At 44.4% G+C, this 25,686-nt stretch carries 32 protein-coding genes; all 32 read right to left on the bottom strand.

Features of this window, described 5'->3' with window-relative positions; translation table 11 throughout:
* Nucleotides 1–59: 59 nt before the first annotated feature.
* Nucleotides 60–911 (bottom strand): CPBP family intramembrane glutamic endopeptidase, encoded by an 852-nt coding sequence (locus D8886_RS02990; protein ID WP_125434192.1) that lies wholly within the window; start codon nucleotides 909–911, stop codon nucleotides 60–62.
* 19 nt (nucleotides 912–930) lie between these two features.
* Complete coding sequence (locus D8886_RS02995) at nucleotides 931–1,767, bottom strand: energy-coupling factor transporter transmembrane component T family protein (protein WP_125434193.1); 837 nt, start codon at nucleotides 1,765–1,767, stop codon at nucleotides 931–933.
* A complete protein-coding gene (locus tag D8886_RS03000; RefSeq protein ID WP_125434194.1) occupies nucleotides 1,760–3,445 on the bottom strand; it encodes an ABC transporter ATP-binding protein in 1,686 nt (561 codons plus the stop codon). Before D8886_RS03000 ends, D8886_RS02995 begins: the two co-directional genes overlap by 8 nt.
* 9 nt (nucleotides 3,446–3,454) lie before the next feature.
* On the bottom strand, nucleotides 3,455–4,216 hold the full coding sequence (locus D8886_RS03005; protein ID WP_125434195.1) for a nucleoside phosphorylase: 762 nt from the start codon (nucleotides 4,214–4,216) through the stop codon (nucleotides 3,455–3,457).
* Between the two features lie 219 nt (nucleotides 4,217–4,435).
* Nucleotides 4,436–4,696: a SemiSWEET family transporter gene (locus D8886_RS03010; protein ID WP_002898091.1), complete on the bottom strand. Its 261-nt coding sequence runs from the start codon at nucleotides 4,694–4,696 to the stop codon at nucleotides 4,436–4,438.
* A gap of 182 nt (nucleotides 4,697–4,878) precedes the next feature.
* Nucleotides 4,879–5,796 carry a DUF4299 family protein gene (locus tag D8886_RS03015; protein WP_002902563.1) on the bottom strand — a complete coding sequence of 306 codons (918 nt, stop codon included), beginning with the start codon at nucleotides 5,794–5,796 and terminating at the stop codon, nucleotides 4,879–4,881.
* 293 nt (nucleotides 5,797–6,089) lie between these two features.
* Nucleotides 6,090–6,449: a TfoX/Sxy family protein gene (locus D8886_RS03025; RefSeq protein WP_002902561.1), complete on the bottom strand. Its 360-nt coding sequence runs from the start codon at nucleotides 6,447–6,449 to the stop codon at nucleotides 6,090–6,092.
* Between the two features lie 9 nt (nucleotides 6,450–6,458).
* Complete coding sequence (locus D8886_RS03030; RefSeq protein WP_002902560.1) at nucleotides 6,459–6,872, bottom strand: VOC family protein; 414 nt, start codon at nucleotides 6,870–6,872, stop codon at nucleotides 6,459–6,461.
* Nucleotides 6,873–6,928: 56 nt separating this feature from the next.
* Nucleotides 6,929–7,732, bottom strand: coding sequence for a helix-turn-helix transcriptional regulator (locus tag D8886_RS03035; protein ID WP_125434196.1), 804 nt, complete (start codon nucleotides 7,730–7,732; stop codon nucleotides 6,929–6,931).
* Between the two features lie 238 nt (nucleotides 7,733–7,970).
* Nucleotides 7,971–8,279, bottom strand: a complete 309-nt coding sequence (locus D8886_RS03045; RefSeq protein ID WP_002903981.1) for a putative quinol monooxygenase — start codon at nucleotides 8,277–8,279, stop codon at nucleotides 7,971–7,973.
* 15 nt (nucleotides 8,280–8,294) lie between these two features.
* Entirely contained in the window at nucleotides 8,295–9,281 is a 987-nt protein-coding gene (gene trhO / locus D8886_RS03050; RefSeq protein ID WP_002915762.1) for an oxygen-dependent tRNA uridine(34) hydroxylase TrhO, read from the bottom strand.
* 138 nt (nucleotides 9,282–9,419) lie between these two features.
* A complete protein-coding gene (locus tag D8886_RS03055) occupies nucleotides 9,420–9,911 on the bottom strand; it encodes a DUF6773 family protein (protein ID WP_125434197.1) in 492 nt (163 codons plus the stop codon).
* A 14-nt stretch (nucleotides 9,912–9,925) separates the two neighbouring features.
* Entirely contained in the window at nucleotides 9,926–10,123 is a 198-nt protein-coding gene (locus D8886_RS03060) for a helix-turn-helix transcriptional regulator (protein WP_125434198.1), read from the bottom strand.
* Nucleotides 10,107–10,304 (bottom strand): hypothetical protein, encoded by a 198-nt coding sequence (locus D8886_RS03065; RefSeq protein ID WP_125434199.1) that lies wholly within the window; start codon nucleotides 10,302–10,304, stop codon nucleotides 10,107–10,109. Before D8886_RS03065 ends, D8886_RS03060 begins: the two co-directional genes overlap by 17 nt.
* 135 nt (nucleotides 10,305–10,439) lie before the next feature.
* Nucleotides 10,440–10,982, bottom strand: coding sequence for an ECF-type riboflavin transporter substrate-binding protein (locus D8886_RS03070; RefSeq protein WP_002900998.1), 543 nt, complete (start codon nucleotides 10,980–10,982; stop codon nucleotides 10,440–10,442).
* 11 nt (nucleotides 10,983–10,993) lie between these two features.
* The gene (locus D8886_RS03075; RefSeq protein ID WP_002911906.1) at nucleotides 10,994–11,839 is read right to left on the bottom strand and encodes an SAM hydrolase/SAM-dependent halogenase family protein; all 846 of its coding nucleotides are present in this window, start codon (nucleotides 11,837–11,839) and stop codon (nucleotides 10,994–10,996) included.
* Between the two features lie 31 nt (nucleotides 11,840–11,870).
* Nucleotides 11,871–12,464 (bottom strand): MptD family putative ECF transporter S component, encoded by a 594-nt coding sequence (locus D8886_RS03080; protein WP_125434200.1) that lies wholly within the window; start codon nucleotides 12,462–12,464, stop codon nucleotides 11,871–11,873.
* A gap of 16 nt (nucleotides 12,465–12,480) precedes the next feature.
* Nucleotides 12,481–13,863, bottom strand: coding sequence for a M20/M25/M40 family metallo-hydrolase (locus tag D8886_RS03085; RefSeq protein ID WP_125434201.1), 1,383 nt, complete (start codon nucleotides 13,861–13,863; stop codon nucleotides 12,481–12,483).
* Between the two features lie 116 nt (nucleotides 13,864–13,979).
* Nucleotides 13,980–14,807, bottom strand: coding sequence for an amino acid ABC transporter substrate-binding protein (locus tag D8886_RS03090; RefSeq protein ID WP_032909757.1), 828 nt, complete (start codon nucleotides 14,805–14,807; stop codon nucleotides 13,980–13,982).
* A gap of 127 nt (nucleotides 14,808–14,934) precedes the next feature.
* Complete coding sequence (locus D8886_RS03095; protein ID WP_125434202.1) at nucleotides 14,935–16,068, bottom strand: M20 peptidase aminoacylase family protein; 1,134 nt, start codon at nucleotides 16,066–16,068, stop codon at nucleotides 14,935–14,937.
* A gap of 112 nt (nucleotides 16,069–16,180) precedes the next feature.
* Complete coding sequence (locus D8886_RS03100) at nucleotides 16,181–17,287, bottom strand: DUF4352 domain-containing protein (RefSeq protein ID WP_185761236.1); 1,107 nt, start codon at nucleotides 17,285–17,287, stop codon at nucleotides 16,181–16,183.
* 124 nt (nucleotides 17,288–17,411) lie between these two features.
* The gene (locus D8886_RS03105; protein ID WP_002907099.1) at nucleotides 17,412–18,128 is read right to left on the bottom strand and encodes a YebC/PmpR family DNA-binding transcriptional regulator; all 717 of its coding nucleotides are present in this window, start codon (nucleotides 18,126–18,128) and stop codon (nucleotides 17,412–17,414) included.
* 267 nt (nucleotides 18,129–18,395) lie between these two features.
* On the bottom strand, nucleotides 18,396–18,815 hold the full coding sequence (locus tag D8886_RS11675) for a hypothetical protein (protein WP_311155158.1): 420 nt from the start codon (nucleotides 18,813–18,815) through the stop codon (nucleotides 18,396–18,398).
* A 187-nt stretch (nucleotides 18,816–19,002) separates the two neighbouring features.
* Nucleotides 19,003–19,806 (bottom strand): DUF6612 family protein, encoded by an 804-nt coding sequence (locus D8886_RS03120; protein ID WP_125434204.1) that lies wholly within the window; start codon nucleotides 19,804–19,806, stop codon nucleotides 19,003–19,005.
* Between the two features lie 206 nt (nucleotides 19,807–20,012).
* Complete coding sequence (locus D8886_RS03125; RefSeq protein ID WP_125434205.1) at nucleotides 20,013–21,107, bottom strand: nucleotidyltransferase; 1,095 nt, start codon at nucleotides 21,105–21,107, stop codon at nucleotides 20,013–20,015.
* Nucleotide 21,108: 1 nt separating this feature from the next.
* Nucleotides 21,109–21,843, bottom strand: a complete 735-nt coding sequence (locus D8886_RS03130) for a class I SAM-dependent DNA methyltransferase (RefSeq protein ID WP_125434206.1) — start codon at nucleotides 21,841–21,843, stop codon at nucleotides 21,109–21,111.
* Nucleotides 21,844–21,917: 74 nt separating this feature from the next.
* Nucleotides 21,918–22,283: a ribosome silencing factor gene (rsfS, locus tag D8886_RS03135; protein ID WP_002901020.1), complete on the bottom strand. Its 366-nt coding sequence runs from the start codon at nucleotides 22,281–22,283 to the stop codon at nucleotides 21,918–21,920.
* A 9-nt stretch (nucleotides 22,284–22,292) separates the two neighbouring features.
* Entirely contained in the window at nucleotides 22,293–22,895 is a 603-nt protein-coding gene (yqeK, locus tag D8886_RS03140) for a bis(5'-nucleosyl)-tetraphosphatase (symmetrical) YqeK (RefSeq protein WP_125434207.1), read from the bottom strand.
* Nucleotides 22,892–23,524 (bottom strand): nicotinate-nucleotide adenylyltransferase, encoded by a 633-nt coding sequence (locus tag D8886_RS03145; protein ID WP_125434208.1) that lies wholly within the window; start codon nucleotides 23,522–23,524, stop codon nucleotides 22,892–22,894. Before D8886_RS03145 ends, yqeK begins: the two co-directional genes overlap by 4 nt.
* Before the next feature lie 28 nt (nucleotides 23,525–23,552).
* The gene (gene yhbY, locus D8886_RS03150; RefSeq protein ID WP_002896287.1) at nucleotides 23,553–23,864 is read right to left on the bottom strand and encodes a ribosome assembly RNA-binding protein YhbY; all 312 of its coding nucleotides are present in this window, start codon (nucleotides 23,862–23,864) and stop codon (nucleotides 23,553–23,555) included.
* A gap of 105 nt (nucleotides 23,865–23,969) precedes the next feature.
* Nucleotides 23,970–25,076 carry a ribosome biogenesis GTPase YqeH gene (gene yqeH / locus D8886_RS03155; protein ID WP_125340500.1) on the bottom strand — a complete coding sequence of 369 codons (1,107 nt, stop codon included), beginning with the start codon at nucleotides 25,074–25,076 and terminating at the stop codon, nucleotides 23,970–23,972.
* A 2-nt stretch (nucleotides 25,077–25,078) separates the two neighbouring features.
* Nucleotides 25,079–25,606: a YqeG family HAD IIIA-type phosphatase gene (locus D8886_RS03160; protein ID WP_032907201.1), complete on the bottom strand. Its 528-nt coding sequence runs from the start codon at nucleotides 25,604–25,606 to the stop codon at nucleotides 25,079–25,081.
* Nucleotides 25,607–25,686: the final 80 nt, after the last annotated feature.

Here is a 25,686-nt window from a genome sequence, read left to right on the forward strand (position 1 = left end):
GCCTGCTTTTTAGATGCCTCGTTGAGATAAGTCGAAAAGAAAACTGAGGTATAAAGAACTCAATGGCGCGACCGCTTTCGTATTTTATAGTAGATCAAGAGTACTAAAAATGACAAGGTCTGAGCCACGGTGATTCGAAGACTCAATAGCTTATCCACTCCACCTTTTGATAGGACATGAAGCAGATTAACCACCGTGTTATTAACAAAATGAACAACCATGCCCATATAGAGACTGCCCGTCATCTTAGCCATAAGAGCAAACTGAAGACCAATCAGAAAACTAGTGAGAACTAAAATCAAACTATTAATCCAGAAGCCTGTCAAGCTCATTTCGCCATCAAGCAAACTTCTGAAGGGTGCCATGATATGCCAGAAACCAAAAAGCAGACTGGAAAAAAGAGCTGCTTTTATAAAGCTGTATTTTCTTTCAAAAACTTTTTGAAAAAGTCCACGGAAGATTCCTTCTTCCATGAGGACATTGATGAGATTGCCTGCCAGACAGATCAATAGAAAAAGAAAGCCTCTTTGCTGGCCGATATTGCCGTTGACCGAATAAGCAGATACATAAAAATCAAGCCCCAGAAAATTTCCTTGACTCAGCAACACAGCGATTTCTACCAGATAAGCTAAAGCAAAAAATAGACTCCCCCAGATTAGCCCTAGACTAACACGACGGAACAAGTTTTTTGTCCCCAAGCCAATTTGTTTAAAATTCAGGCCGTAAAAACGCAAAGCTGGGACCAGAAGTACCAGCCCTAGGAGTTTGTGGACAAAAGATTCTCCCCAGAATGTCTGATCCGTCCTCAAAATCATGTATTCTGCAATCCGCAGAATACAGCAAACCAAATAAATAATCAAAACAACTTGAATCTGTCGGACATATTGGTCTTTAATTCTCTTTATTTTCATACTTTCTTATTCCCCTTTCCTACCTCCACGGATTATAAAAGCGGCCGTGGTTGACTGCGAAGAGTACAAAGCAGAGCAATAGAAAGGCAACTGCCAGTGCCAGCACTATCATATCTCGTTTAGTCAGAGCCTGATAGGTATACCAGGTTCGTTTTTTATTTTTTCCGAAACGGCGCAGCTCCATGGCCGTGGCAATGGTATTGATGCGCTCTAGCGAGCTGAAAATCAGCGGAATGATAATCTGCAGATTTCCTTTCACGCGCTGAGTCAGTTTGGCCTTCTTGGACAATTCCTGACCGCGCGCTTCCTGGGACATCCTGATCAGGAAGAATTCTTCCTGCAAATCTGGAATGTAGCGGAGCGTCAGACTGACCGCGTAAGCAATTTTATAGGAAATACCGATCTGATGAAGGCTGGAAGCAAACTGACTGGGATGGGTTGTCATGAGGAAAATCACTGCCAGAGGAATGGTCGAAACATACTTGAGCAGGAGATTAAAGAGGTAGAACAACTCCTGAGCTGTTAGATTATAGGCTCCCCATCCGGTCCAGAGGACATCTTTGGCTCCATAGATATCAACACCATACTGAGGGGCGAAAAGATAGACCATCACTAAGTTAAGAGCAGCAAAGGATGCTGCAAAGACTAAAACAAATGAAATGTCTCGGATGCGGATGTGGGACAACCGAAAGAGGCAGAGGGACAGCAGGGCTAGCCCCAGCAAAAAGCGAGTATCATAGCTAATCATAGCTGCCACTGATACCAGAACGAAGAAGAGCATCTTGCTGGCACCGGACAGACCATGAAGAAACGTCTCGCCTGCATGGTAGCCGATTAATTTTCGCTGATTAAGCATGCTTGTCCTCCTTTTTTCGCATATAAAACTCGGTCAAAGCCAGAGGGTCGGCACCAATCTTCTCAGCTAGAGCAAAGATTGACGTTTCCTTTAGATGAGCCGCCGCAATCAACTCTTGATCTGTCAGCACCTGAGCAGGCGCCTTATCGGCTAAAATCTGACCATCCACCACAACCACTGCCCGATCTGAGTAATCCAGCATCAGCTGCATATCGTGCGTAATCATGATAATGGTATGTCCCTGCTGGTTAAGCTCGTCTAGAAAGTCCATCATCTCCGTATAATGGCGCTGGTCCTGACCAGCTGTCGGCTCATCCAAGAGGATAATCTCTGGATTCAGCACTAGGATAGAAGCAATGGTCACCCGCTTCTTCTGACCGAAAGACAGGGCCGAAATCGGCCAACTACGAAATTCGTAGAGGCCACAGGTCTTGAGAGCCGCATGGACCCGCTCTTCGATATCTGCTTCTGCCAGTCCGCGCAAGCGCAAGCCTAGAGCCACTTCATCAAAAATCATGGCTGCTGAAATCATCTGATTAGGATTCTGCAGAACATAGCCAATCCGCTCAGCCCGCTCCTTGATAGAGTCTCCTTTGATGTCCTGATCTTTCCAGCTATAGATTCCTTCAGTCTCGATAAACTGACAAAGAGCCTTGGCCAGAGTTGACTTACCAGCTCCATTTTTACCAACGATGGCTATCCGCTCTCCCTTGAAAATCTTCAGGCTGATATCCTGCAAAATAGGCTTGCCGCCGCTCTGGTAAGCAAAGGACACATGCTCCAGTTCCAGTAAGGGCTCCTGAGGCTCTTTGTCAGAGTCAGACCAGTCTCTGCCTTCAAAGGTCACATCGGCCAACTGCAGCTGATCCAAGTGTGACAATCCCTCAGTCTTTTCCACATCAACACCCAGCTGGCGTAGAGTGGTAATGTAGAGCGGTTCGCGGATACCATTTTCAGCTAGCAGTTGGGTCCTGAGCAGGTCATCCGGCTGTCCATTAAAGAGAATGCGTCCGTCATTGACAAGCACTAAGCGGTCTACCGGTCTGTAGAGAACATCTTCTAAACGGTGCTCGATAATCAGAGTCGTCGTTTCCGTCTCCCGATGAAGCTGGTCAATCAAATCAATGGTATCCTGACCTGACTTGGGATCCAGATTGGCCAAGGGCTCGTCAAAGAGCAAAATAGGACTCTCGTCAATCAAAACCCCAGCCAGACTGACGCGCTGCTTTTGACCGCCTGATAGATCCTGGGGCCGATGCTGCAAAAGCTCCGATAAATCCAGCTTCCCAGACCAAGTTTTGATTTTTTCGCGCATAAGCGACAGCTCCATCACGTCATTTTCCAGTGCAAAGGCCAGATCTTCTGCCACGCTTAGCCCGATAAACTGGCCATCCGTGTCCTGCAAGACCGTGCTGACTAGATTGGACTTATCATAAATGCTGGATTCAAAGGCTGGCTGCCCCTTAATCAAGAGCTGACCGCTGGCCTCTCCTTTATAAATGTTGGGGGTAATCCCATTGAGACACTGGCCCAGCGTTGACTTACCAGAGCCAGAAGGCCCGACAATCAGAACCTTTTCCCCCTCGTAAATAGTCAGATTAATCTGCTTCAGGGTCGGCTCAGACTGGGCCTGATATTGAAAGCTAAAGTCTTCAAATTGGATAATTGGTTTTTTCATCTTATTTCTCTATAGTGCCAGAGCGATCTGAATCGCTAGATTGGCAATCTTATCTTTTTCGTCCAAGTCTGCATGATTGGCTAGGTTACGCATATCCCAAGCTTCCTCAGATAAGTGGTCAGCTGCATAGAAGAACTGGCAGACGGTTATCTCTCGAAAAGCTGCTAAAGCCGCTACAGCTGAGCATTCCATATCCACACAGATCGCGCCCTCCGCCTTTCTATGGCGGAGCTTAGCAGGCGTCTCACGGTAAATGCCGTCTGTCGTCCAGACCTTGCCCTTGCTATGGGAAATACCGCGCTCCTCCAGAAAAGCCGTCAGAAAATCTTTCAAGCCAAGATTGACTTCCAGCTCACGGCTAGCTGGCTGGTAGTGATAACTAGTCCCCTCATCACGCAGGGCAGCTGTCGGGATAATGACGGAAGTTTCCTTAATCTCCTCATCCAAGATGCCGCAAGTCCCGAAAAGTACTAACTTTTTCATGCCAAAAGCAATCAGGTCTTCCAGAATAGCCACACAGGCCGAAGCGCCAACCGGTGCATTGAAGAGGGCCAGTTCCCGTCCATCCACTAAGACCTGATAGATAGGAATTTCAATATTAGCCATGCTGGTCGTCGTAATCAGCTCATGCTCAAAATCCGCTAGCATCCGCGCAAAAGTCTCTCTGGCAAAGCAGGAAACAGCCGTCTCCGGAAAACCTTTTATGGACTCATTCAAGTCCTCTGGGTTGATGATGGCCTTGCGACTTTGGTCAAATTCTTCAAGTATCATAGGCTTGCTCTCTTACCCCTTTCTTACTGATGAAAATGCCAGCAGGTGTCTACTGACTTCATCTTACCATTGTATCATAAAAAGGCTGTCTACTGAACGCTGCCTGCATATTTTCTACATAGCCAAAGCCATAGGCAGACTCTATAGCTACAAGTGAAGTGAGTACTTTATCCAATGATTTTCCAACAAAAAAGACTGGGAATAACTCCCAATCTCATCTTACATAAGGGCTGTTGCAGCAGTAATCAAGCCAAATACGATGCCCGGCATATTAGCCGCTGCCAAAGGAATATCCCGTTTCTCTTTAAATAGGCCATAAATGACCCAGAGAGTACAGTTTAGAGCAGCTACTGAAGGCTGGATAAAGTCACCCTTGTTGCCAGCTAGATTATTCATAATCTGTGGGATATAGGAAACATACATCATAACAGACATAAAAGTAGCCACCCAGCCCAAGATTAGCATGTGTTTTTCTTTCATTTCGTTCTCCTTTTTATAAAACTGACCTCTATTCTATAGCTTCTTTTTGAAATTTTCGAGATATTTTCAATAATGTTATCAAAACGAAAAGAGTCACAAAATTGTGAGAACTGCTGATAGCCCTAAAAAAAGCCGCCTTTTGGCAGCTCTGTTAAGATTCAAAAAGTAGATTTTCCTAGCCTTTAAAACTTCGGTTCTCCATCGGGAAGTTGATCCAAAATGGCTTCCAGTTCCAGTCGACTAAGTGGCTGAATCCGGATCTGGCTGGAATCCAGATAGCTACGGTGAGTGTCCGGAATCTTCTCTAAAAAAGCTTTTAAATCCTTTGTTGTCAGATATTTATACCCCTGCGGACTGCTGGCATCCTCTATCAGGATATGAAGATGCCATTCCATATCTTGACTAGCACCGCTCTCAATCATCTCTTTAATCAGGTAGCCCTTGGGCATGGGCTGAGTTGGAAGGACTGTGTCCACTCCTTCTGCCAAGACATAAGAACCCAGGTATTTCCCACCCTGATCCTTATAATACTTAGGAGTAGAAAATTGACTCTGAACCTGCTGCATCTCAGCCATCTGCCTGCCAAACTCCTCCACAGGATCTTCTGCCTTGAAAAGTTCCAGAAGTTTTTCCTGCGACATATACAAATCATGAGCATAGCCTTCGAAAACATGCATAGGCGCAGCTGCAACTCTGGCATCGTTCAGGCCGTAGAGAATATCCGCTTCAAAATCAATATTAAAAATCCCGTCAGCAGTGTATGTGGTGCCGTATTCATCGACAATATCCTGCTTCATCTTTTGAGCCAAACGACTCATGAAGAGAATGGCCCCTTTCCAATCACCCACAGTTGATGGTGTCAAGACGCGGACCTGATAGGTTTCCCGGTCTGGCAGATAATAAACTTCAAACCCGCGGCCTGCCCCTTCCCAATAGACAGCCAGAAAAGTTCCGACCTGATCCAAGGATTGATAAGCCTTATCGCCCTCGAGGCCTATGACCTCAAGCCCTTCTACTAAGGAAACCAGAGACAAGGGTGTTTCGACCGCCTTATAGCTAAACAAGCCCTTTCGGTTCTGAATGTAAAAAGAAATACTCATACCATGCTCCTTTCTAACGACAAAAGCCTTTCAAAAAGCGAGAAAATGCAAAATCAAAACTCAATACTGGTACAAACTAGCTTTTCTCCAAGACTTTTAAAGATAAACTTCATTCGCAAAACGGACTCTGGTATTAGTATAACATTTTTGGAAGAAAAAGACGAAAAAACCTGTATCCATGAAGATACTTTTCGATTGAAAGCTTCATCAATACAGATTCTAAGAATATATTTGAATTTCATAAAAAGACAATGAATAAACTTCTAAGAAAGCCAAACTCATCTGAGCACTTCTCATTTTTTATTCTGCTGCGTCAGCTCCTGATTGTAGGACAAGGCTAGCTTGATCCAGTAAGACAGTTCTTTTTGTCCTTCGCCATCTAAATCAATATAGCCATGATAAAGCCTACCCTTCATTAAAGTCACGCTAGCACCATTTTTAGGCAGAACCTGCTTTTCCATTTCCTTACCGATGCGTACCATGATAAGCTCTTGACTTCTCGAACTCACAGTAACGGTCATCTTACCTCGGACCATAAAAGCCAAACCACCAAACATCTTCTTCTCTTCTACCTCTTCTTCAAAAACATGAGGGGGAAGATCAGTAGCTAAAATGGCACGGACTTGCTGGGCTAAGGATTCACTATAAGCCATCCTTCTACCTCATTTCATCACATCCCAGCCGATACCAAAACGGTCAATCAAGCGGCCATAAAACTCTGCGAAAGCTTGTTCCTCTAAAGGATAGAGAATTTGCCCACCTTCAGCAAGCTTAGCAAAGAGCTCATCGGCTTCTTCTCTACTATCTGGACTCAGAACCAACCATTGATTGGGCTGATGATTGCTAGGAATAGATAGGTCATTAAAAACACCTACATCCTCACCATGCAGAGTTAAGTTTTCCGTATCTAAGGCAATCCAGGCAACCTTATCCCGTTTTTCTGCAGGAAGGTCAGCTGGATCCATCATATCACTGGCTCGGACAAGTCCCTTTATCTCTGTCTGAAAAAGATCTGCATAAAAACGAAAAGCTTCTTCGGCCTGACCATTGAAACTTAAAAACACGTCTAATTTCATTATTGTTCCTCCAATTTTTTATATCTGAGAATAAATCTCTAGTATCAGTTTATCAATTAGGATAAAAATTTTCTTATTCTCAATTGCGCTTGTTTGGCTAGGGAACGCATGATTAAAACTGGAAGATTAACTGTAATAGGTGGATCGCTGGGCAAGGGCCTGCGCATGCTGATTTCCTCCTGATAGATGCTATCGCCTGAAAAAGTGAGAGGCTCATCGCTGCCCCAGCGAAAGTTATGCTTCAAGACATAGTTTTTAGTTAGGCGTAAATCCTCCAGCAATTCACAGGCCAAAAGATAGTAGTGGCCATCCGGTACATTTTCAAAAGTAAACAGTCTCTCCTGACTCAGTGCTACTCCGATAACTGGCTCTTCTTTAGGTATGCGGGTTTTAAAAAGCCCGACACAGCTGATACGAGGTTCATACCCCTCAGGATAAGATAGCGCCACGGTCAAGCGATTGCCACTTTTACAGTCGGGATCCTGATGCAACAAAGCTCCCTTCTCATCCAGCTGTTTGATCATAAAATCATAAGCCTTGGTTGATTCTTGATAGTATTTTTTAGGCGAAAGTCCAGTATGCCGCTTAAACGTATTGGAGAAGCTGCCTAGACTATCATAACCAGCTTCCATAGAGGTCTCGGTCACATTTTGCCGACCTTCCACAATTTCCTGAATCCCTTTTTCCATCTTAAGAGCTTCCACATATTGCTTGATAGAAAAGCCCATCTTTTTCTTGAAAGTTCTGGATAGATGGGAAGGACTATAATGGAAATACTGAGCCAAATCGGTCAGACTCAGCTCTTGATCTGTATGCTGACGTAGATAGGCCGCCACTTCTTCCATGATAGCTTTAGACATAGACTTGCTCCTTTCCCATTTATTTAAGCCCATTATATCACATCAAAAAGAAAGGACAAAAAATCAGAACTGTGGAAAGAAAACCAGAAATCAAGTGATAATCCGCGAGATGCCCCAAGAATCGGCGGAAATAGTCTGCTTTCCCAAATCTCTGTCCAACAAGACTTTTACCTGTAGATAAATGAAAAAAAACTTTAGACGTTTGAATCGTCTAAAGTTTTTAGTTTTTCTTAGGAATTTAGAAACTTGCCTTACCATCAAAAATAGTCAGCTTATGCAAATTTTCCATGCCTGCAATAATGGGTCTAGCTTTTGCAATGAGATTTTGAAAAACTTCCAAGGTCAGACTGTCATTGTGAGCTTGCTCGCTCTCCCAAACTTCGTAAATATAGATGCTGTTGGGTTCATCTGCCTTCTCACCTAAGATATAGCAGAAACAAGTGTCAAGATTTTGCATTTCTTTGACAACTTCTTGCATGTAAGCAGTAAGTTCCTGCACCTTTCCTTCTTGGGCCATTAATTTCCCATAAACACAAAATTTTTCCATTAGGATCTCTCCTTATTACTGAGCTACCAATGTTTCCAAGCTTTCCCCAATCGCAGCCAAACGCTCCATCACTTCTGCCTGGCTCAAGCCGTTTTCAGCCACATAACGGTTGCGAGGGTGAACACGACATTCGTGAGAACAGCCACGGAGGTACTTGTCTTCATTTTCTTCAGAGGTCAGGATGCGACGGTTACACTCTGGATTGCCACAGTTGACATAGCGCTCGCAAGGAGTACCGTCAAACCAGTCTTTCCCAATCACAACTGGATCAACATGGTTGATATCAACGGAGATACGCTCATCAAAGACATACATCTTGCCGTCCCAAAGCTCACCTTGAACTTCTGGATCCTTGCCGTAAGTCGCGATACCGCCATGAAGCTGACCGACATCCTTGTATCCTTCACGTACCATCCAGCCTGAGAATTTCTCACAACGAACACCACCGGTACAGTAAACAACCACGCGCTTGTCCATGAACTTCTCTTTGTTATCACGGACCCATTGCGGCAATTCGCGGAAGTTGCGGATGTCTGGACGGATGGCTCCGCGGAAGTGGCCTAGATCGTACTCGTAGTCGTTACGAGTGTCTAAGACAACAGTGTCTTCGTCCAAAAGGGCTTCCTTAAATTCCTTAGGTGACAGGTAAGCTCCTGTCGTCTCCAACGGGTTGATGTCATTGTCAAAATCATTGTCTTCCAAGCCCAAGTGCACAATTTCCTTCTTGTAGCGAACAAACATTTTCTTGAAAGCTTGTTCATTTTCTTCGTCAATCTTGAACCAAAGATCTTCCATGCCCGGTAGGGAATGCACATAATCCATGTATTTTTGAGTGGTTTCATAATCACCAGAAACCGTTCCATTGATTCCCTCATCTGCCACCAAGATACGGCCTTTCAGACCGATAGATTTACAGAAGGCCAGATGATCAGCTGCAAATTTCTCAGCATTCTCAATCGGAACATATTTGTAGTAAAGTAGGACGCGAATATCTTTTGCCATAAGATTTCAACTCTCTTTTCTCTATAAAATTTTCTGAATTTTTTAATTCATCTATATATTATAACCTGATTAAAAAAACTGGGCAAAATATTTGTTTGAAAAATAGCAGAGCTGGAAAGTTTAAGCGAGAAGGACAGCTTATCTCTCTTCTTCCAATTGGTCCAAATACTTCTCAAAGCGCTTTTTCTGCCATTTATTTATATACTCCAAGAAAATATTGACCAGCAGCATAAAGGGAAAGTTAATGACAAAAGTAATTAAAATAACGAATAGAAACATGGGGTGAAAAACACTATTATGATAAATAGCATGATTCAGTTGGAAATTCTGGCAAGCAATCAAGAAGGTCAGAAAACCTGTCGAAACCAGTAAGCCCCAGATAGTCAGACTGAAACTATTGTAATAATTAGCTCCCAGATGCTGAGCGCGACATATGAAATAAAGAGAGGCAATGGCAATCATAACCGAGAAGGGCTGATAGTGAATAGCTCCAGCATTCATAGCTACAGAACCAGCGTATAAGGCTAGACTACCATACAGCAAAAGACTAAAAGCCTCCATGCCGGCCTTGTTGACAAGCTGCTCTTCCCGTTCGTCTAAGATCTGTCGTTTAATAAGTTTAATTTTCATGACTAGTCCTTTCTCTATTCAATCCAAAACAATTGATCCAACGTCTTATTGAGACATTTGCAAATCGCTAAGCATAAACTGAGACTGGGATTGTACTTACCTGCCTCAATCAGGCCAATGGTCTGGCGGGTCACTCCGATAGCATCTGCTAAATCGCCCTGAGTCATATCATGCTCGACTCGCGCCATCTTTAGCTTAAGATTTTTTGCCATGATCATTGTCCTTATCATTTTTCTTCTTAGTTGCTATGCCTAAAAGTGCACAACCAATTGTAATATCACTGCCAGCAAAAATAAGAAAAGTCTGATTTTGATTGTTCAGTCCTATAACCAAAAAAATGATACCCAAAACAAGCCAAATAAGTGGTGAATATATATTTTTGATGTTTTTCATATCGCTTCTCCCTTCATTTTTATAAGTCCATTATACAATATATTTTAAATAATGCAATATATAAATTACATTTTGTTTTTTATTTTGTACAAAAAAAGACCAGGAATTCTCCCAATCTTTCAATTTTTGATGTAATCAATCTTTTTTGAGACTTCCTGCGCGTGTGCGGGTGCGAGCGTAAGCAGTCAGCAAGACAGTTCCGATGACTGCTACTGTCGCAGAATTCACCAGAATTGCTACAATACTTTGAGCAATGACCTTATTGACCGGCTCACCAGATACAATCACATCACCAATCGGGCCGATTAGCCAAGCGATTGCATTGGCTCCAAACTGGATTAGGTTAAAGCGGATAATATCCTTGACTTCAAATTTGCCTTCTTCCACTTGGAAGAATTTTCTAAAGAAGCCAACTAATAGACCGAAGACCCCGCTGCCGGCAATCCAGAACCACCAAAGTCCGCCACCGCTCATAGCGTCTTTAATGGCGTGGCCAATGAAGCCCATCAGGAAACCGACGATTGGTCCAAAGATGACGCTAAAAAGAGCTTGCAGAGGGTATTGGAGCTGGATGCTGGTATTTGGTACAGGCGTTGGAATATTGATCATTCCGATGACCACGAATAGGGCTGCTCCAATGCCTGTTGCGACTACGTTTCTGATTGTATTATTTTTCATTTTCTTCTTCCTTAATTTTCAATTCTTTTGATTTCAATATGCCATTGGGCACCGACACCAACATTGTAGGCCTTAGCAAAGGAACCTTGGTTAATCGCTAAGCCGACCCGATAGAGGGAGTTAATATAAAGGATAGGCTGACCGATGCGGACATCCGCAAAGGACTTGCCATAGGTTACTTGGTTTTGATAAACCAGCATATCATTGTTGTAGATGGTAACCTCGAAGCGGTCGCCAAATTCTGGTTTTAAGGTGCAGAATTCCTCACGGGTGATAGAGGTCCAGAGAGAACCAAAGCGGACATCCAGGATATCAATAGCTCCGCTAACATAATTATCCGCTAGCGTAGTTTCGACTACCTGAATTTCGACAATGTCTTCAACTTTAAGCTCTGGTCCAACCTCTTCAAAGCTGATATGGCCGCTGGCTAGCTTAGCACCCGTATAGGCATAGACATCACGGCCGTGGAAAGTATAAGAATGCTCCGTATCCTTGCGACGATTTTCCACCTCAGAAATTTCCCGAATGGCCTCAATGCCGACATGCTTCTTGATGAAAGACAGGGTGCCATTGTCAGGCGTAACGATGTACTGACCTTTTTTAGTCTTGGCTACCACACTCTTACGCTTGGAGCCCACACCCGGATCCACTACTGACACAAAGGTCGTTCCTGCCGGCCAGTAATTAACTGTCTGAAAGAGACGATAGCTTCCCTCAAAGATATTGTAAGGGGTGATATCGTGAGTCAGATGATGAATTTTCAGAGTGGGCGACTCTTCTAGCGCCACTCCGATCATGGCTGACACAGCTCCATCTACCAGACCAAAGTCCGACTGGAGTACGAGTAAATTGTTCATATTTTCTCCTTAGTTATATTTTCGATGATATTTAGACCGAAGCTGACTTAGAATGTCTAGCTTTAAGGATCTTCCTACCTAACAGGGCTCCAAGTAAAGCCCCCAGAAAAATGCTGGCTACAAACCAGAGGACTAAGCTGGGTTCTGGCTTAAGCATGACCTGGTCGATATAAGCCTGAGTCTTTCCTCTGGCAAGAAGACTAGCTTCATACTGCTTGGGAGCCAGCCACATTAGGAAAATAGGACCCGCTGTGCTAAAGCTGAAAACCATAAAAGCCAGCAAGTTTCTAACAGTCTTTTGATAGCTACCTGACCGAGCTATAAGATCCGCTAAAACACCACAAATCAAACCTGGTAGAAAGGCTCCAAAGCCATGTCGACTGAGCAGAAAGAAGAAACCTAGCAGACAGCCTAAGCCGCTGATCAGACCGAAGGTCTTTATTTTCTCTGTATAGAAGATGAACAGAACTCCGCCAAAGAAAGCTGTAAAAGCTGGAGCGTAAAACATATTGCCTGAGCGATCAAATAGAAGCCCAACCAAGACGCCTAAGAGCATGGCTAGGAAATAAAAGAGGTAAAAGAAGCCAACCTGCTTCAATTTGTCTTTTCTTATAAAGTATAGCATAAGTCTTCCTTTGCCGCTAGTCAGCTCGACGATAACTGCCAATCAAGTCTTGAACGAGCTCTATGTGCGTATAGTAGTCAGCAATTTTCACATTCTCATCTCCGCCATGGTCTCGGCTGTTAGCATTGCCAAGTCCGAAAGCCGCCATAGGAACCTCCAAGGCTTCATAAACCGTGTGCATCGGACCAGTTCCAGCTGAGGTCGGCAGAACAGAGATGCCCTCTTGGTAATAATCTTTAGCCAGCTCGATAAGATTGAGAATGGAAGGCGCACTCATGTCGCTGCGATAACTCATTTCTCCCAAGGTATAGGTCAGCTCAACCGCTGGATAGCCATTTTTATCCAGCTGCTGACGAATCTTGTCCAAAACATCTTGTGGTTCCAGACCTGGCACCAGACGAACCTCCATCTTAGCCTGGGCATCTGAAGGTAAAATGGTTTTAACCCCTTGGCCTTGATAGCCTGATCCGAAGCCTTCAATATTCAGCGAAGGTTCAAAGTAAAAGCGACGGAGAAATTCCTTCCGCTCGTCCAGCAAAACCGGTAATTTCAAGCCATAGATCTGACTCAACTCTGCAGGAGTCCGCAGGGCATATTCCTCAATTAGGGACATCTCCCGTTCATTTGGCTCTTGAACCTGCTCATAGATTCCTTCAACTAAGATACGGCCGTCTGGACTGCGCAAGCTGGATAAAGCATTGAGCAAATACCAGGAAGCGGAATTGATAACGCCACCGAAGCTGGAATGAATATCTACATCTGCACTTTTGACCGTCATATCAAAGGTAACAATCCCCTTGTTACCGCCCGAGATTTCCAGCTGTCCAAGATTGTTGCGGCTGCCTTGCTCCCAAACCAGCAAATCCGCTCCTCGCAGGCGTTTGCGATGCTTGGCCAGATATTTATCTAAGTCTGTCGAAGCAGACTCTTCTGCCCCTTCCATCATAAAGATGATATTGACCGGCAAATCACCGTGCTCTCGAATATACTTGCGAACGGCTGTCAGACGAGCGGTAATGTGCCCCTTGTCATCATCCACTCCTCGCCCATACATAACCCCGTAATGAACCGATAGTGTAAAAGGATCATTGGTCCATGGCTGGTCATCGTCTGCCGGCACTGTATCATAGTGGTTGTAGAAAATAATAGTCTTAGCAGCAGGATTTGAAGAAAGAAACTCCGCCAAAATAAATGGAGCAGTATAGCTGTCGTCAATCATGACCTTGGCACCTGCAGCTGTAAAAATCTCTCCCAAATAGTTGGCTACTTCCTGCAGGCCAACCTGCTGGGCAAAGATAGATTTTTTAGAAATCAAGGTCCGCAGCACTTCAAAATAGTGCTGGGCTACCTCGTCGTTTTCAAATTTCTTGATTTGTTCAGTCTCAGTTGAGAAAGGCATGCATTACTCCTATTAACAGCAGATAAAGGGCTGGGGAAATAAGCTTCCCCGCCCTTATCGTATTTCTTGTATCAAAGTCTAGTCAGCCAAATGCAGACTGGACTTGATGGGATTTCTTACTTGATGTCTTTTGCATCTGGCAGGTAAGATCCCCCAAAGAATTCTTGTGATAGTTTTTCAAGCGTACCGTCCTCATAGAGTTCCTTGATTCGCTTGTTGACAAATTTTTGCAAGTCTTCCTGACCGCTTGCAATAATCGGATAGACATAAGGCTGCTGGTCGCTTGGAAGTTCAATCACTTCCAGATTATCCAAGCCTTGGTCTTTGATAATAGACTCTACAGTTATGCGCTCAAAAATCTTATAGTCCGTACGGCCGTCATTGAGATTGGCCAAGATTTGCTGAATGGTTCCGTCCGTATAATTGATTTTTGTCGGTTTATCGCTATGCTCCTTGTTGTAGTCCTCTAGCTGCTGAGCTGTTGAAGTCCCCTGAACAACCTCAGTAGACTTGCCGCCAATGTCATCCAGTGATTTGATTCCCTCGCCCTTACGGACAACTAGAACTGTTGGATTTTTCGCATATGGACTAGCATAGAGATATTTGTTAGCCCGCTCTTCAGAATAGCTGATATTATTGGCACCGATCTGGTAGCGGTCGCTGTCCAAACCTGAAAAGATAGAAGCCCACTTGGTCTTATTGAAATTGACTTCATACTTATCCGAGTCCTTAAAGATAGCACGAAGGACTTCGATATCGTAGCCAGTCAGTTTACCGTCTTTATCCTCGTATGAAAATGGTTTGGTCGTCCCCACTGTTCCGACTTCTACCTTTATTTTCTCTGTTTTCTTCTCACTTGATGATGAGCAGGCCACCAAGGCACCAATGGCCAAGACACTGACAGCCGCCAAAGAGAAGTATTTCAAGGTTTTCTTCAGGTTCATATTTCGAATTCCTCCTAAAAAGTCTTTCTTTATCATATCAAATAAGAAGAAGCTTGACCATTATATATTTTTTATGGAGGTGATAGCTTTTCTTTATCAGCTTTGACGCAGTCATTCACTAGACTTTCTATCTGTAGTGCTGCAAGAGAAAAAGGGCGCTTTCCACATAGTAAGGAACGGAAACTTTGAAGGCTTCGTCGTCAATGACCATGCTGTCGTGATGGAGATCAGGAGCATTTTCCGCACCATTTGAGCCGATAAAGGCAAAGACGCCTGGAAGCTCCTCCTGATAAAAGGCAAAATCTTCTCCAGCCGAGGATGGACTGGCTGGTAGGACCTCAGCCAGATTCTGTGAGTGCTCATAGAGCAGCTCGGCCAATTCGGGGTCATTATAGGTCACTGGCGGTGTATGGTCCCAAGAAATCCTGACCTGAGCACCAAAATTTTCCGCTGTATTCTCTACAATTCGGATAAAGTCTTCCCTGAGACGCTGCTGCAAGGTCGGATTGAAGCTGCGAATCGTTCCTTCAAAAAAGCCCGACTGCGGCAGTACATTCCAGGTCGCTCCCGCTTCGATATGAGTCACAGATAAGACAGCCGCTTCAAAAGGAGACACTGTACGGGCCACTAGAGCCTGCAGGTTTTGAATCATACTGGTTAAGGTCAATACTGTATCAACACCCAGATCTGGTCTAGCCGCATGGCTGCTGACTCCTTCTACCTCAACCTTGAACTTCTCAACCCCAGCCATCATGGCTCCCTCTTTAAGCGCCAGCTGTCCCGCCTTAAGCTGGGGCATATTGTGAAAGCCGATAATAGCAGACACATCGTCCAGCAGACCAGTCGCAAGAACCTGACTGGCCCCCTGAGAAGTTTCCTCAGCTGGCTGAAAAATCAGACGAACTGTCCCTCTCAAATCTCCTTCCATAGCCTTGAGCAGTTCCGCTGCCCCCAAGAGGCTGGTCTGATGAAAATCATGGCCACAAGCGTGCATGACACCTGAATTCTGACTGGCATAAGGCAGACCGGTCCGCTCCAAAATGGGCAGAGCATCGATATCAGCCCTCAGGGCAATAACGGGCTTGCCGGACCCAACCTCGGCAACTAGGCCGGTTTTCAGATCGGATTCCAAAATCCTAATGTCCAAATCTTCCAGATAGCCTTTTAGAAAAGCCGTCGTTTCAAATTCCTGCCCAGACAGCTCTGGATGCTGATGAAGATAATGCCGCGTTTGCATCAGTTTATCATAAAATTTTTTCATGGCAGACTCCTTTACTCGAATACACCTAGCTACCATCCAGTATAGCACAAAGCTGGACGCGGAAACAAAAATAGAGAGCAAATAATCAATAATTAGCCCTCTAATTTTTGTATTAGGATATATCACCTTCGAAGGAGATGACAATGGATTCATAAGAAAAATCACGCTCCAAGACCCATTTTCCATCTGTCTTTACAAATTTTAGCTGATAATCTCGTTCTGGGGTGAGAAGCGGCCGTGAGTCCAATCCAGCCATCATGTCATCAGCATAATTCTTATCCTGTGCTTTATAGAATTCCGAAAGATTCGCATACTCAGAACGATGCTTGTCAGAAAACTCTTTACTGTAGTTCAGGATGGTTTTACTTAGACTGACCGTTCTCGGTTTAATCTTGATCACTATCTCGTTCGGCATGTACTGGGCTACTGTATAAGAAATTTCGGAGCGTTTTGCATTATTTTCCACATAGGCATCGATAAAGGTATTGACTTCCTTATCAGTAAAGGGATAGTCATGCAATTTACGTTTGAAGTCTTCAGCAAAAGCTGCTCTAAAGTCATTTTTATCTTGCTCCAAATTACCGCCTAAGACAAAATCTTCCTTGCCCTTGGATGACTTTGCCTTGTCTTTGCTTTTGGCGTCTCCACCTAAGAAAACAGCATTCAGATAATCAGAAGCTAGTTTCTTTGAATCTTCGATTTGATCAGGATAGCTCGAAGGATCAACATTTAGCTTGATTTCTTCTGTTTTCTCATCAGCATCATAAGTTTTCTTCTCATAGTGCAGTTCATATTTTTTATCCTTTTCAACCTTAAATACAAGATAACCAGAAAGAGTCTTTCCCTTAGCTAAATCTTCATATTTCAGTATTTTAAAGTTTTCTGCATCATCATAAACTCCGACCGGCTGGATTTTCTCACCTTCTGAATCATAAAAGCCAATGTCTGAAGAGGAAATCATGATTTTTTCATCCGTTTTATTCTTAATTTCCAATGACAAAGCTAAGTATTTTGAATCAGCGGCCCCATTGCTTGGCAAAATAAACTGGCCATCCTTAATCTTGACCTCTACTTGCCCATTGCTGGCTGCTTTCTTGTCCTTCTTCTCCTGACTTTGCTTACTTGGAATATCCTGATTTGAAGTCGGAAGCAAGGCACAGGCTGTTAAGCTCATTCCTGCTAGAAGCAAGGTCGCGTATTGGAATACTTTTTTCATCATTGTCTCCTTAATAACTTAATAATATGACCTTTCTATTCTACCATACTTATCTTGACTGGTAAATACAGTCTGAAAGTTATTATCATATAAAAAACCTGTAGCTCCAACTACAGGTCAAGTATCTTTAGAATCCATCTACATTCGTATAGATTTTTTGGACATCTTCATCGTCTTCTAAAACGCTATAAAGTTTTTCAAAGGTTTCGAGGTCTTCACCGGTCAACTCTACTTCAGACTGAGGAATCATTTCAAGCTCAGTTACTTGGAATTCTTGAATACCAGATTCACGCAGAGCCACGATGGCCTTGTGAAGGTCGGTTGGCGCTGTATAGACAGTGATGCTTCCTTCTTCTGCTTCAACATCATCAACATCCACATCCGCTTCCAGCAGCTGTTCAAAGACGCTGTCAGCGTCGTCACCCGCAAAGACAATCACACCTTTATTATCAAACAAATAGGCTACAGAGCCGCTAGCTCCCATATTACCGCCATTTTTACCAAAAGCAGCACGGACATTGGCTGCAGTCCGATTGACATTTGAAGTCAGAGTATCGACAATCAGCATAGAACCGTTTGGTCCAAATCCTTCATAGCGGCCTTCAGTAAATGTTTCGTCCGTGTTTCCTTTTGCCTTATCGATGGCCTTGTCAATGACATGCTTCGGCACCTGAGCCTGTTTAGCTCGGTCGATAACGAATTTCAAAGCTGTGTTAGACTCTGGATCTGGATCACCTTTTTTAGCTGCTACATAGATTTCCACACCAAACTTAGCATATACTTTTGAGTTTGCGCCGTCTTTGGCCGTTTTCTTTGCCACAATATTAGCCCATTTACGTCCCATTGGAGATTCTCCTTTTGATAAATTACATTTTTAATCTTTCTTATTATAACACAGGGAATCAGAAAAATCACTAAGAAAAAATGATAGCTTCTAGAAGATTCAGCTTGCTTTCTTCGACTTCTACTGGGCTAAAATCAATACAAAATTNATTTCAGTTTTCCTTCCATAAAAAATCCAGTCGCTAAAAAAGCAACTGGACGGTACATTCTATTTCCTGAAACTGGCAGGTCTGTCATAGCGGAACTTTATCAAAATCCATTAAAAATATCACTGATAATTTTTCACAATAGGCAAATCCGGTTTGCACCTGCTTAAGCAAGCAAAAACATCCTCTATTCTGCCATCTAAAAAAGTGACATCTACTCGAACGGACTTGCCATGATAAGGCTTGACATATAGGTAGTCTCTCCGATAGTACCTGACTCCCAGTCGAAAAGAAGCCTGCCCATCAGAAGTTCTTCCCCAAGCCGGCCGGTAAAAGACACTTTCCAGCTGATTCCAAGCAAAGCTATGCTCTTTCAAGAAAGCACCTCGCACGGTCAAGCCCCATTCTGTTCCCGCAAGAACAAAGCACTTTTTACTCAGCTTGCGTCCCGCATGGATGATTATAAAAATTTCAAGTAGACTGGCTAAGAGAAAGGTAAGGAAAGAAGGCAAACCGAATGAAATAATTCCTGATCCAGGCATGGCTTTATCAATTGAAAACAGGAGCAAGGAAGCTAAAGCGCTGAAAATGATGCCTGAGACTAAGAAGACAGAGGTCCAGATTACTATGGTCAAATAGAGTCCTCTACGGTAGCGAAAAGCAAACAATAAAGGCATGACTTTTCCTTTCTTTCTCAGCTAATTCTTTAGAAATAATTCTGCTTATGCTTTACTGAGGCGCCTTAAACTCATCTTCATCTATAGTGTTCCAGTCAGAATATTGAGTATCTGTTTGAACATCCATACTACCTTTTTCACCTTTATAAGATAAACCTAGCTTAAATTCTTTTAAGAATAAGGTCTTTTTATCCAAGCGTACTTCTAACTTCTTATCCATATCTGCCTGAGTAACACCTGACAGCTCTAGTTTGAATTCTTCACCAAAAAGCCCCAGTAAATCAGCATTTTTACTACTTAATTTAAAGATATATTCATCACCGCTTTCCTTTACAGTGACATCATCAGCCATTTGATAAAAGCCATCCATAAGTTTGAAATAATCGGGCTGAACATAATAATCTGCCCCGCTTCCAATTTCTTGCTTAGACCATGTTCCATTTTTAGAAGAACGAGTATACAAAAGTTTATCCTCTCCGCCTGGCATAATCGCTTCTTGATAACTCTCCTGACCGCTCTCTTTTCCATCTATGACTAAATGCCCCTTGGCCAGCTCATCCGTGCTTTTATCATACAGAAGATCTCCGCTCATCGTTTGAGTTTTATTGGAACCATCTACAGTGATAGATAGTTTTACCTTCATTTTCATTGAAGTTAGATCTTCATTTGCAGTTTCTGCTTTTTCCAAGAGTTCTTCAATATCGTCAGAAGAAGTATTCTTTTGGATCTCACGGGAGCTATTCTCAGTCCCACCCTGATTCTTTTGAGAATGCTTCTGCCCAATCAAGCTACAAGCACCTAAACTAAGCGTCAGTAAAGCTGTAAGGGCCATAAAGGTAATCTTTTTAAATTTCATGAGTCTTCCTCCTTTGAGACATGGATATAAAAGATAATCATTCAATCAAGCCCAGCAATGTTTTATTGACCGAATGCTAGCTTTCATACCTACAGTCAAACCGCTAAAAAGCAAATCATGCTCCTTAGTGAAAACAAGTTTATTTGTTTATTATACCATTTTTTATTTACCATCGCAAACAAAGCAAAAAGGCTGAATATTCAGCCTTACTTGTCTTTCATAATCGGAACTCGTCCAAAGTTCTGTTCCTTAAGTGCAGTATTGCCTAGCTGATAGACCTTATCAGCCTGCTGGGTTAGACTATCCCATGGCTCCTTGCCGATACGGCTGACCAATTCAACTTTTCCTTTAAGCTGGGACAAATGCTGGCGCCCCTGCTCGGAAAAGCCTAAAATATGAACACCTGACGGAAGCTCTTCTTGCCTAGCTCCGACCAGGATATAGGTCAGCAGACGCCGGATCCGAGCCTTGGTATAGCGCTTGGTCGCCATCTGTTCGACTAACTCTTCTATGGTCTCACTGCTTTTCAAGGCCACTCTAATCCTGACGGCCAACTCCTGATTGACCTGATAAAAGTCTGTTAAATCCGGACAGGTCACTATCTGGTAACGGAGATAAGAAAAGAGGTCCGACCAGGTCACCTTGGGTGCCATCTTAATCAGCTCATGAGCTGGAGTGAACTTTTTGAGAAAGTCTAGCTGATCCAGATTCTGACGAAGGACAGTTGCAGAGGCAAATTCTTGATTAGCTGATAAGGAATGGTAGCCAGCTCCCTGACGTTGAATCGAGCACAGTTTTATATCTCTTCCCGCCACAGCCTTGGCATAGGCCAAGCCCAAGATGTGGTTGGGCGTAGAGCCTGAGAAATTGAGCCCTGCAAACTCCTGCCACATAGCCTGAGTCTTCTGGGGATACGATAAGGAATCAGGCAAGCCAGCCAGATAAGCCTCCATCTGCTCTGCCTTTTCACCATAGACCTTGGAAACACTCTCATAATCCAGCACTTCCTCGGTCCCAAAAGTCAGCTGTTCAATGCCCAGTCTCTCTAAGATGTCTACTGCCCCCTTAGCGAAAAAGTCTGCCGCCTGAACGCTGACCAAGAAAGGCAGCTCAAGGACCAAATCCGCTCCCGCTTCCAAAGCCATCTGTGCCCGAGTCCACTTGTCCACGATAGCCGGCTCCCCTCGCTGAACAAAATTACCACTCATAGCGATAATTTTCAGACCAGAAGCCTGCTCCAGCAGATATTTGTGCCCATTATGAAAAGGATTAAACTCTGCGATAATACCGGTAACTGTCATCTCATTTCTCCGCCACAAAGAACCAGCGAGCGCTCTTGTCAGTTGGCTCCTTGTCCTCAAAGTCCGCATAAACCTTGACATTCTTAAAACCAGCCTGCTCCAGCAAGATATCATAGGTCAGAATCTCATAGGTCCGCTCCTCATGCACCTCATCGTGGCGCGTGAAGCGACCATCCTCATCTTGGACAAAGAAGGTCAACTCATGTACGATGGAATGAGGCGGTTCGTCCGCATAAGAATCCCAGACCATGGCAAAAGTTTCAGCATTTTCATGATAAGAATAGCCTGGAAAAACCTCATCAATCTGGTAAATCGAGTGCACGTCAAAGATAAAGCGACCGCCCTCATTTAGATGCTGGTAAACTTGAGTGAAGACCTGACCGACATCGGCTTCGTCCTCCATATAGCAAATCGAGTCTGAATAGCAAGTTACCAAATCAAACCGACCGACACCACTCAAATCCAGCATATTACCTTGTATAAAGGGAATGTCCAAACCGGCCTCTCTGCTACGCTTTTCTGCCAAATCCAGCATTTCCTGACTCAGATCCAGCCCTGTCACCTCGAAACCAGCCTGCTTAAAATAAATAGACTGAATGCCCGTACCACAGGCCAACTCCAGCAGCTTTTTCTTATCCTTGGGAAAATGACGCAGACTGAAATCCGTCCACTTCTCATACAAAGAATCATCCATAATCGCATCGTAAACCGACGCGAAGGTTTCATAAGTTGCCATACTTTTCCTTTCAAAAATAGCCCAGCCAGCAGGCTGACTGAGCTAAATTCTGCTTTCTGCCTAAGGGCAAAAAATCACTTGTTTTTTTCTTCTAATAAGGCCGCAACATCCACACCAGTTGCTTCGTGCCACAACTTTTCCAGATTGTAATGCGCCCGCATCTCCTCTGAAAAGACATGGACAACCACGCCGCCCAAGTCTAAGAGCACCCAGCCGCCAGCTGCATCACCCTCAACATGACCAGCAGAAACACCCGCCGCTGCAGCTTTCTCACGGATATTTTCAGCTACTGCATCCAGCTGACGGCTATTCATCGAGCTGACGATAACAAAGTAATCTGTCACAGTAGTCAGACCTTGCAAGTCCAAAGCCACAATATCTTCTGCACGCTTTTCATCGGCCGCCTTCACAACCAGTTCCAATAATTCTTGTTCTTTCATAGTTCCTCTTTAATTTTCTTCTATTTCCTTCAAATATCCTACAAAGGCATTGTAAGTCTCTAAGGTCTGGGGATAGATGGGCTTCCCCTTGTGAGCCAAATGCTCCACCGTCCTTGCTGTTTCATAGGCCACAGCTAGATTGAGCGACCGCTGAGCCAGCTCTCTAGCCTTGTCCACTCCCGGAAAGTCCCGGTTGTGCTCAATGTAGTCAGCTACATAGACGACCTTATCCAGCTCAGACATGGTGCCACTGCCCACCGTATGGATCTCGATGGCTCGCAGAATCTCAGCATCTTCGATGCCTAAGTCTTCCTGAATCTTGTAAATGCCCACCATGCCATGCCAGACATTGTTGCCCCAGTTTTTCAGGTCAGGATTCAGCTTGTATTTGTCAATCAAGCCCAGAAATTCCTCATCCGAGACCTTTTTCGCATAATCGTGTAGAAGGCCTGCAAGACCCGCTTTTTCGACATCAAGACCGAAGCGCTCCGCTAATTCACGGGCAGCCTTTTCCACACCCAGACAATGCCGCAGGCGCTTCCCGGGCATGACTGTTTCCATCTTAGCCAGCAAGGCCTCACGGCCCATACTGATATATCTTTCATAGGTCATAGATAAAGCCCCTCTTTCTCGATATAGTCTAGCACCGGCTGAGGCAGCAGGAAATTAGGAGTCCGTCCCTGAGCCAGAAAATCCCGTACCATACTGGAGGAAATATCCATAAGGGGTACATCCACCCAGATGACAGGGTAAGAAGTCCCCGCCTTGTAGCGCGGCCGCTGAACACCGACAAACTGAACCAGCTCAACCAACTCATCAATCCGGTACCACTTAGGCAGATAATCCACCATATCCGCACCAATGATAAAGTAATAGTCCGTATCTGGATGCTGCTCTGTCAACAGTTTCATAGTGTCATAGCTGTAAGAAATTCCCTTCCGTTCCAGCTCAATGGGCTCAATCCCTAGACCTGCAATGCCCTTGATAGCCAACTCCAGCATCTTCAGCCGATGCTGTTCATCGATGGTCTCTTTCTTATCTACATGGGGCGGCTCGTACTCTGGCATGAGCAGAACCTGATCCAAACCTAACTGTTGCCGGACCTGATCCGCCACGACCAAATGAGCATTGTGGACAGGATTGAAATTCCCACCTAGTATGCCAATCTGTTTGCGTTTCTTATCTTTAACTTCTGGTTCTAATTCCACCTTGGTAAAGGGGGTCAGTAATTCAATAGCCATAGGCTGATATCTCCACAGAAATTTGTTCTTAAATTTGCTTGACTTTGACAGAGAGTTTGCGATTTTCCTTTTTGCTGGACTGCTTGTAGAGAATCAAGATCCGGCCAATCTTCTGCACCGTATCCACTCCGATTTCCTCTTCCAGAATCTCAGCGACCTCGTGGATATTCTCATCCGTATTTTGCAAGAGCGTAACCTTGATCAGCTCTCGTGCATCCAGCGCCTGACGGACACTGGTTTTGATTTGGTCGTTGAGTCCATTTTTCCCAATCTGAATGATGGGTTTGAGGCTATGTGCCTGACTGTTGAGAAAGGCGCGTTGTTTTGATGTTAGTGTCATGTTCTTCTATAAGGCTTGAGACAGTTGGGACCTGCTTTTCCCCACTGCTCATGGCCTTTTCCTTCCTTATTTTAAGGGAATTTCTTCCCCTTGGTGTCTTGAGTATTAGATAATCGCTTTGCGAGTGACAACTGCCACGCCTTCGGGTGCCCAGCCAGCTACTCGAGCAGGACCACTGACGCGAATCCAGCCTAGACCCGAAAAGACAATATCTGTCTTGTCCTTGATGGTAAATTCATGCTTGACCAAGGCTGGAAATTCTTCCTTTTCCTTGCCAACTGGCGGCACCAAGAGACTGCCGACATGCTTGTCATAAAAGCCACTAGCACCTTGCAACTTGGTCCGGTGGAGCTTAAGCTCATTATCAAAATAAGCTGTGAAGCCTTGCTTGTCTCCTGCCACAAAATCGAAACGGCCTAAACCACCCAAAAAGAGGGTTTGCTCAGGATTGAGCTGGTAGGTTTTGGGTTTGATTTCCTTTTTGGGACTGATGTATTTGAGATTCTTAGCAGAAAGATAGTGAGCCATCTGGTGACGATGGATAATGCCCGGCGTATCATAGATATGACTGCCATCCGCCAAAGGAATCTCGATTTTATCCAGAGTTGTTCCCGGGAAGCGCGAAGTCGTAATAATATCCTTGTCGCCCGAGATTTCTTGAATAATGGCGTTAATCAAAGTGGACTTGCCTACATTAGTCACTCCGACCACATAAACGTCACGTCCCTTGCGGCAATACTCAATCTTGTCAATCAATTCCTTGATGGCCTGCTTGTTCTGAGCAGAAGTCAATACCACATCGACTGGACGCAGGCCTTCTTCGTGAGCCCGCTCCGTCAGCCATTGGGTCACCCTGCTATCCTTGACCGACTTAGGCAGAATGTCCTTTTTATTTCCGACCAAGAGAACATCATTTCCAGCGACAAAGCGAGGCAGGCCAGGAATGACCGAGCCATTAAAGTCAAAAATGTCGACAACATTGACGACCAAAGCGTCGCTATCTCCAACCTCATGCAGAAGCCGCAGAAAGTCATCATCCGTCAGCTGGACATCGCTGATTTCATTATAATGGCGCAGGCGGAAACAGCGCTGACAATAGAGTTCACCTGTCTCCAAGCCTTTTTCTAGAGCTGACTGAGGCGTGTAGCCCAGCTTGCCCTTATCTTCTGTCTGAATAGTGGCTCCGCAGCCGATACAGAGAAGTTCTTCCATGCTTAAATTCCTTTTTTGTATTGAATTGGACCGTATTTTTCAGTGATTTTTTTGAGCACACGGCGTTCACGCGCCCGATTGATCTGGGTCTTGATAGAATCATGCTCAACCAGTGGTTTAACCAAAATCGAACGAATTCCGGCCCGATGAGCAGCTCGAATATCCGTCATGAGCTGGTCGCCCACCATGACCACTTCCTTTTTTTTAAAATGAAAAAGCTTGAGCGCCCGGTCAATTCCCCAAGTGAAGGGTTTCATGGCCCAGTAGACATAGTCAATGTCAAACTTTTCAACAGCTCGCTTGACCCGTTTTTGGTTATTATTGGACACCACGATAATCCGAATGCCTGCATCCCGCAAATCATGGAGCCACTTCTTCATCTCTGGGGTCCCGTCAGGATTATTCCAAGCAATCAGGGTATTATCCAAATCCACCAAAACCGCTTTGATCCCCTGTCTTTTCAAACTCTCTACTGTCAAATCGTAAACTGCCTCGACCGCAAAGTCCGGCATATAATCTTCAATCGCCACATCTCTCTCCAAAAATTCGTATTCTCATTATTATAGCATAAAATAGGCTTTTTGGCACTTACAGCCTCAAGTGTTACAAA

The organism is Streptococcus sanguinis, from assembly GCF_003943655.1.
GTDB lineage: Bacteria > Bacillota > Bacilli > Lactobacillales > Streptococcaceae > Streptococcus > Streptococcus sanguinis_F.